Source organism: Streptosporangium sp. NPDC003464 (assembly GCF_053588315.1).
The window spans coordinates 1-6,136 of sequence record NZ_JBSFPS010000402.1; the positions used below are offsets into that span (position 1 = coordinate 1).

6 protein-coding genes are annotated in these 6,136 nt (G+C 69.7%); 1 reads left to right on the forward strand and 5 read right to left on the reverse strand.

Features of this window, described 5'->3' with window-relative positions:
* From ACWDS7_RS45615 to ACWDS7_RS45625, 3 genes are all read right to left on the reverse strand, one after another.
* Nucleotides 1-576, reverse strand: a 576-nt coding sequence (locus ACWDS7_RS45615; RefSeq protein ID WP_451934381.1) for an FAD-dependent monooxygenase, incomplete at its 3' end; no start/stop codon positions are given.
* Between the two features lie 237 nt (nt 577-813).
* Nucleotides 814-2,082: an erythromycin esterase family protein gene (locus ACWDS7_RS45620; RefSeq protein ID WP_451934382.1), complete on the reverse strand. Its 1,269-nt coding sequence runs from the start codon at nt 2,080-2,082 to the stop codon at nt 814-816.
* Between the two features lie 98 nt (nt 2,083-2,180).
* The gene (locus tag ACWDS7_RS45625; RefSeq protein ID WP_451934383.1) at nt 2,181-2,789 is read right to left on the reverse strand and encodes a CatB-related O-acetyltransferase; all 609 of its coding nucleotides are present in this window, start codon (nt 2,787-2,789) and stop codon (nt 2,181-2,183) included.
* Nucleotides 2,790-3,051: 262 nt separating this feature from the next.
* Between ACWDS7_RS45625 and ACWDS7_RS45630 the strand changes: the two genes are divergently transcribed.
* Nucleotides 3,052-3,633 (forward strand): TetR/AcrR family transcriptional regulator, encoded by a 582-nt coding sequence (locus ACWDS7_RS45630; protein WP_451934384.1) that lies wholly within the window; start codon nt 3,052-3,054, stop codon nt 3,631-3,633.
* Nucleotides 3,634-4,284: 651 nt separating this feature from the next.
* Here the strand turns inward: ACWDS7_RS45630 and ACWDS7_RS45635 are convergent.
* On the reverse strand, nt 4,285-4,458 hold the full coding sequence (locus ACWDS7_RS45635; protein WP_451934385.1) for a hypothetical protein: 174 nt from the start codon (nt 4,456-4,458) through the stop codon (nt 4,285-4,287).
* Between the two features lie 748 nt (nt 4,459-5,206).
* The gene (locus tag ACWDS7_RS45640) at nt 5,207-5,737 is read right to left on the reverse strand and encodes a hypothetical protein (protein ID WP_451934386.1); all 531 of its coding nucleotides are present in this window, start codon (nt 5,735-5,737) and stop codon (nt 5,207-5,209) included.
* Nucleotides 5,738-6,136 lie beyond the last annotated feature (399 nt).

The window sequence follows — 6,136 nt, forward strand, 5'->3', positions numbered from 1 at the left end:
CGGCGGACCGGCCCTCGATGAGTGCCAGGGTGGCCAGTGCGATCTCGGCGGCGCCGGTCGCTTCCGGCATCCGGTAGGAGCGGGCGAGGTCGAGCTGCGCGCGCCGTCGCAGCCCACCAGGTAGCGGGCGTTCACCTGGTACGGTCCGTCCGGGCCCCGCACGTCCACCCTCACCCCGGCGTCGTCCTGGTTCACCCCGGTCACCTCGTGCCCGCGCCGTACGTCCGCGCCGAGCTCGCCGGCGTGTTCGTCGAGCAGCCGCTCCAGGTGCTGCTGCGGCAGCGGCAGCGCGTGCAACGGCGGATCCTCCAGCTGGGTGAAGTCCAGGTGCACCCCGCCGAACGGGAACCGGGGTGCCGGGACGGCGCCGGTGCAGGCTGCCTGGAAGCGTTCCAGCAGGCCCCGGTAGCGCAGCAGCTCCAGGATCTGCCCGCCGAGACCTCCGGCCTTGGGGGTGTCGCGGCGCTCCGGGTGCCGCTCCAGCACCAGCGGTCGCACCCCGGCCAAGCTCAGTTCAATCGCCAGCATGAGGCCGGTCGGTCCGGCCCCCACAATGACCACGTCGGCGTTCTTCATCGGTCGCTTTCCTTACAATCTGTCGTTGCCCGCAATTCGCGCATGTCGTTCACGCGCCGTTCTGCCGATGCTGTGCCTACGCTGACGATCTCCCGCGCGGCTTGGACGAGGGCGTCCTCGGTCTCGATGCGCATCCACCGAGGCCTGCGCGGCGCGGCGGTGGGTGGCGTCCCGCTGACCTCGTGGTGCCGGTCCGGCGGCGGCCCGGCCCGGAGTGGGATCGTGATGTGTCGCATGTCAGTTTCCGATGTCGGCGACGGTGGAGGTCGGGGTGTTGAGGATGCCGTCGAACGCCTCCAGGACGGGTGTGTGCACGTAGGCGCTCTGGATCCGGATGCGGTCGGGGCCGGTGATCTCGTGCGCCTGGCGGAGGTCGGCGATGCTGAGCCCGAGCCCGGCCTCGGCGAAGGCGGCCTCGATGCTGCCCGGCTCGGGCGGCTGCAGCGCGGTGTTGTCGATGGCGAAGCCGAAACGCGCGTTCTCGTCGGGGCGCATGTCGGCGGTGTGTCCAGCGGGGCTGGTCAGGGCGAGGGCGACGTAGTCATCGCCCAGGCAGGTGTGCAGGTGCTGCCCCATGGGCAGCCCCGTGAGCTGGCCGTTGAAGGAGACCGGCGTCTTCTGAATGTGGGCGTTGTGGGCGGCCAGCACGATGCGGGCCTCGGGGCCGGAGCGTTCCAGGTGCCACCGGACCGACCCGGCCATGTAGACGTCCCTGGCCGAGGTGTCGGCGGTCAGGCCGGTGCCGGCGTACAGGCCCGCCATGGCGCGAAAACCGTAGTCGGCGCTGCAGGCGGCCTCAAGGCAGCGCAGGGCGAGGTCGTAACTGGGCCGGTCGGCGCGGGAGAGGTACAACAACTCCACGGCACGGAACCGCATGAGCAGCCGCATCAGGATCGCGCTGAGAGCGTCCTGCTCGGCCGCGGCCAGGCGGGTCCAGGCCGGCGCGGCCGAGGCCGCGGAGGCACCGGCGAACGACCCGGCGATCCGCATCGCCTCCTGAAGCACCGGGAGGGCCTCGGGATCGACCTGGCGCAGGTAGTCGGCGACCGGGGCCAGGGCGGGGAGCAAGGACCCGCCAGCCGCGGGGATGTCGATCCCGGCGAAACGCACCGGCTCGGCGGCTGAGGCGTTGTACCGGCGCATCCAGCGCAGCGGCTCGTCGACCCCCACGGGGATCGCCGTAGCGAGCTGGGCCGCCAGCTCATCGTCCGCGCCTTCGCCCTGGGCCCAGGCGTCCAGGGGGAAGCCTTCACTGAAGCCGTACTCGAAGGCCAGGACGGTGAAGCCGCAGCGTTCGGCCAGGAACCGCAGGATGCGCCGGCGTATGAGCGAGAACTCGGTGATGAAGTGGGAATTCTCACCGACCGCGACGACGCGCGCGTCGCCGACGAGGTCGCGCAGCGGCTCCAGGTCGTCGAGCGGCGCCTCGGGGTCGAGGTGGGTGAGCGGAACGGCGTGGCCGCGAAGCCAGTCGGCGAACGGGTCGCGGCGGGACGGAGCGGGCATGAGGACAGCTCGATTCTGATCATGGAAAGGTGAAGGAACGGCAGATGGGGGTGCGTGACACCGTAGGCGGAGGCATCACCGGAGCCCGGCGGCGTGTCCTACCGCCAGCGGGCCGCCGCCTCCTCCAACTCCGCGACGCTGCCGGACATGATCGTGGCGACGTGTGCGGTGAGATGCTGCAGCGGCCAGTCCCACCAGGCCAGCGCGAGGAGGCGGGCGATGTCGGCGTCGCCGTAGCGACGGCGGATGAGCCTGGCCGGGTTGCCGCCGACGATGCCGTAGTCGGGCACGTCGTCCACGACCACGGCGCCGGAGGCGATGATCGCTCCGTGGCCGATGCGGACGCCGGGCATCACCATGGACCGGTAACCGAGCCAGACGTCGTTGCCCACCACGGTGTCACCCCGTCCGGGCAGGCCGGTGATGAGGTCGAAGTGCTCGGCCCAGGAACCACCCATGATCGGGAAAGGGAAGGTCGAGGGCCCGTCCATGCGGTGGTTGGCGCCGTTCATGATGAACCGCACGCCCTCACCGAGCGCGCAGAACTTGCCGATGACCAGCTTCTCCGGGCCGTAGTGGTACAGCACGTTGCGGGTCTCGAAGGCGGTCGGATCATCGGGGTCGTCGTAGTAGGAGAACTCGCCGACCTCGATCAGCGGCGAGGTGACCAGCGGCTTGAGCAGCACAACTCGGGGCTGCTCGGGCATGGGATGCACCACGGTCGGGTCGGCAGGAACCGGTATCACGCAATCGTCTTCTTCTCATGAGGTGGCGATGGTGTGGTGAAGAACGTCGGGCCTCGTCGCCTTGGCGTCGCTCGCGCTGAGCGCACACCCGCTTGTAGTCCTTGAGGACGGGTGGTGACCTGGCCGTTCTTATCCGTACGGAACGTCCCGTACCGATAAGATGATGTCCAAGGTGGGCGTCTGCTGTCAAGTACGGAACGTGCCGTACCGATAAGGTGTCGCCATGACCGACACGCCCCACCGTCGCGGTGCCGACCGGACCGAGGCCATCATGCGGGCCACGCTGGAGCTCGGCCAGGAGATCGGCTACGCCAAACTGAGCATGGAGGCGGTCGCCGCCCGTGCGGGCGCCAGCAAGCAAACCATCTACCGCCGATGGTCGTCCAAGGCGGCCCTGCTGCTCGACTCGCTGTTGTCGCTGAACGGGCCCGCCCTGGACTACCCCGACACCGGCGACATCGTGGCCGACTTGCGCGCCCAGATCCACTCGGCCGTTGATCTGCTGGCCGGGCCACCCGTCGGCCCGTTGTTCAAGGCCCTGATCGGCGAGGCGCAGCACGATCCCCAGATCGCCGCCGCGCTCAACGAGCGCTTCATCGCCCCGCAGGCGGACAAGACCGTCGCCCGCTTGAAGATGGCCCGCGACCAGGGGCAACTGTCGCCCGCCTTCGACCTCGCCCTGGCGATGGCGATCCTGTCCGGCCCGCTGTACTTCCAGCTCCTGATCACGCAGGAACCACTGACTCATGAGTACGTCGACCGGATCCTCGACGCCCTCTTCGCCGGAATGGCCCCACCCACGTGAACTGACGTCCCATCACCGGTGGTGCTGGTCATGGGTTCGGCCCCGAAAAACGCGGGCTCGCCCAGCGCTCTCCCGTCCCGGGCGATCGGCGCGCCCCGCAGGTGACCCTGACCGACGAAGGCCACCAGGCGGCGACCGCGTTCCACGCCGAGGTCCACGCCGCGACCGTGAGCACTCCCGCAGCACGATGGCGGGGATCGGCTACGCCCGCGCCACCACCTGCCCTGAGCTCGACAAGGCCGTCGCCCTGGCCCGCGAGCTGCGCTCGGCGGGCGTCGCGGTCACACTCGTGGTGCACGAGCACAAGCGGCTCGGCCGCGGCCTCGGCCTGGCCGCCCTGGCCGAGCAGCTGCGCGCCGCCGGCATCGGGCTGGAGTTCCTCAGTTTTCAGAGTCCTTACGCGGGGGCGCGTGAGGTGACCTCTGTTCCTCAGCGGTGTTGGTGCCGTCGTACATACCGAGCGCGGCCAGGACGGCGGCCGGAGGCGTCCGAGGGGTTTCGAGCGTTTTGGGCGGGCCCTACGCACGGGCGCGCGCAGGAGTGGTGCAACGTCACGAATTTCCGATGTCGGCTGCGGCGAGGTGTTCCTCCACCGCTACCGCGGACGGTGAGTCGCTGTCCGCGGTAGCGCTCAGGCGGGCGGCGGTGATGTCAGGCCTGGTCGTGGAGTTCGGTGCGGGTGGTTTCGGCTTGTTCGGCGACGGTGGCCAGGACCGGTGGCGGGAGGTGCTTGTCGCGGAAGGTGTCGACCAGCTGGTCCAGGACGGTGTCGGCCTGCTTGAGGTCATGGGCGCGGGCGGCGCGCGGCCCGGCCGCGACGGGCACCGAGCACAAGCGGGCACCCGGTTTCCCCGGCAATGTTGTCCGTTGGCCGGAGCACATCGCGCGGTAATAGTACAAGTACGGATCATCATGGACAGGATGCCGCGCCACCTGCATGATCATGCAGTCCGGCTGCATAGCCAGCCGAAAAACCGCGGCGAACCGGACAGGTTGCCACCTGTGCGCGCGGCTCTGGGATGGCCTTTGGCGTTTGTACAGGCCAGTGCGTCGCTTGCCGTTTCTTATGCCGGACAGAATCTCCGCACTGTCCGGCATCGGCCCGGCGGCGGAACATCGCGGAGCCGGCGGCCCGCCGGGTGGCCCGGAGGTCGACCGACCGCGGCCGCAGGGACGGCCGTCGAGGAAATCACCCGGGCCCCCAAGGGCGTCGACGGTGCCGCCTCACCCCCCAGATCGACGACTGCGTCGAAGGCCGAAGTATGCGTGAATGTTTCCGTCGCCGACTTGGAGGTGGCCGGGGGAGGCTCCGCGGGTGCGGCGTGAGCGGAGCCGGCTGAGGCGAGCGCGACGGCGGGCCCGGCGAAAACGGCCGCGGACAGGGCCAGGGCGTCGAGGGTGAGCGGGGCGACCACAACGCGCCCCAACTGACGGTAATTGACCATATTCAAAGAGTGGTTCAAGGAGGGCGACGGCACCAGGCGGCGCGGCCCGCCCAGGTCGGCGCCCTGTGCCTCGATTTCTACGTCATCAGAATGGAAATCCTGTCTGGTCACTGCGCGCGTCGTCCCACTCACCGGAGGGCGGCGTCGCTACCCGTCGTCCCATCGCCGGTGGAGGAGGGGCGTGCCACCGCGTCGAGGGCGGAGGCGGCGGCGACCGCTGCCGGATCGTCGCCGCCGCGCAGCTGTTCGAGGGCCGCAACCGCCTGGTCGCGGCCAACGTCACCGGCAAGCAGTTCGACCGCGATCCGGTACCGCACCCCCCGATCGCTTTCAATGGCGAGCCGCGCCAGCAGCGCCCCAGTCGAAGCGCTCAGCGCGGCCCGCGCCCGGACCCGGAGATCGTCATCCTGAAGTGCGTCATCGAACACCCCGGCGAACATTCCCGGCGGCCGCAGCCAGGCGAGCGCTTCGAGGGCGACCATCCGGACGGGCGTCCGAGCCGTTTCGGGTGGATCGTCATGGTCCCGATCATCGAACTCACCCGGATCCCGCGTGAGAGGCACCACGACCGCCGCGTCACCGGACTTGCCGTGCCTCGCGAACCACCGCAGCGCCTCAGCTCGCATACCGGGATCGGCCGCCGACAGATCCGCGAGCATCTCTGTCCTCACCCGTCCATGATCCCTCCATCAGCGCAAGCGCCCCGACCGCCGCGAGACTTCTCTGCTGCCCGTGGGCTGCCCGTGGCGATGTGTTCGCACGGCCCGTTTCTGCCGTATGCCGGTGGTAGGGGTTGAGGAACATCCATGCCAGATCGTGCACTAAGCGTTCTTAGTCGCCTCGGGTGGTTTGACCAGGGGATCCGCCGCCGACGAGCCTGATCGCGCCATAGGCGACCGCCGACCAGGTCTTCGGCCCATGGCGCAAACGTTCGCGTTCCCCTGGTGACAGCTTCGTTGCCGACACCACGATAAACGGGGAGGTGGCCCGCTGAGCTCTCGGAGACGGCGACGCGCATGGTGTACGCCAAGTGCACCCGCCTGGCGATGCCCCGCGAC

What these genes read in the sequence shown, in the direction of transcription:
- ACWDS7_RS45640 (WP_451934386.1), bottom strand. Translation starts at nt 5,737, where the DNA reads ATGCTCGCGGATCTGTCGGCGGCCGATCCCGGTATGCGAGCTGAGGCG.
- ACWDS7_RS45630 (WP_451934384.1), top strand. Translation starts at nt 3,052, where the DNA reads ATGACCGACACGCCCCACCGTCGCGGTGCCGACCGGACCGAGGCCATC.
- ACWDS7_RS45620 (WP_451934382.1), bottom strand. Translation starts at nt 2,082, where the DNA reads ATGCCCGCTCCGTCCCGCCGCGACCCGTTCGCCGACTGGCTTCGCGGC.
- ACWDS7_RS45625 (WP_451934383.1), bottom strand. Translation starts at nt 2,789, where the DNA reads ATGCCCGAGCAGCCCCGAGTTGTGCTGCTCAAGCCGCTGGTCACCTCG.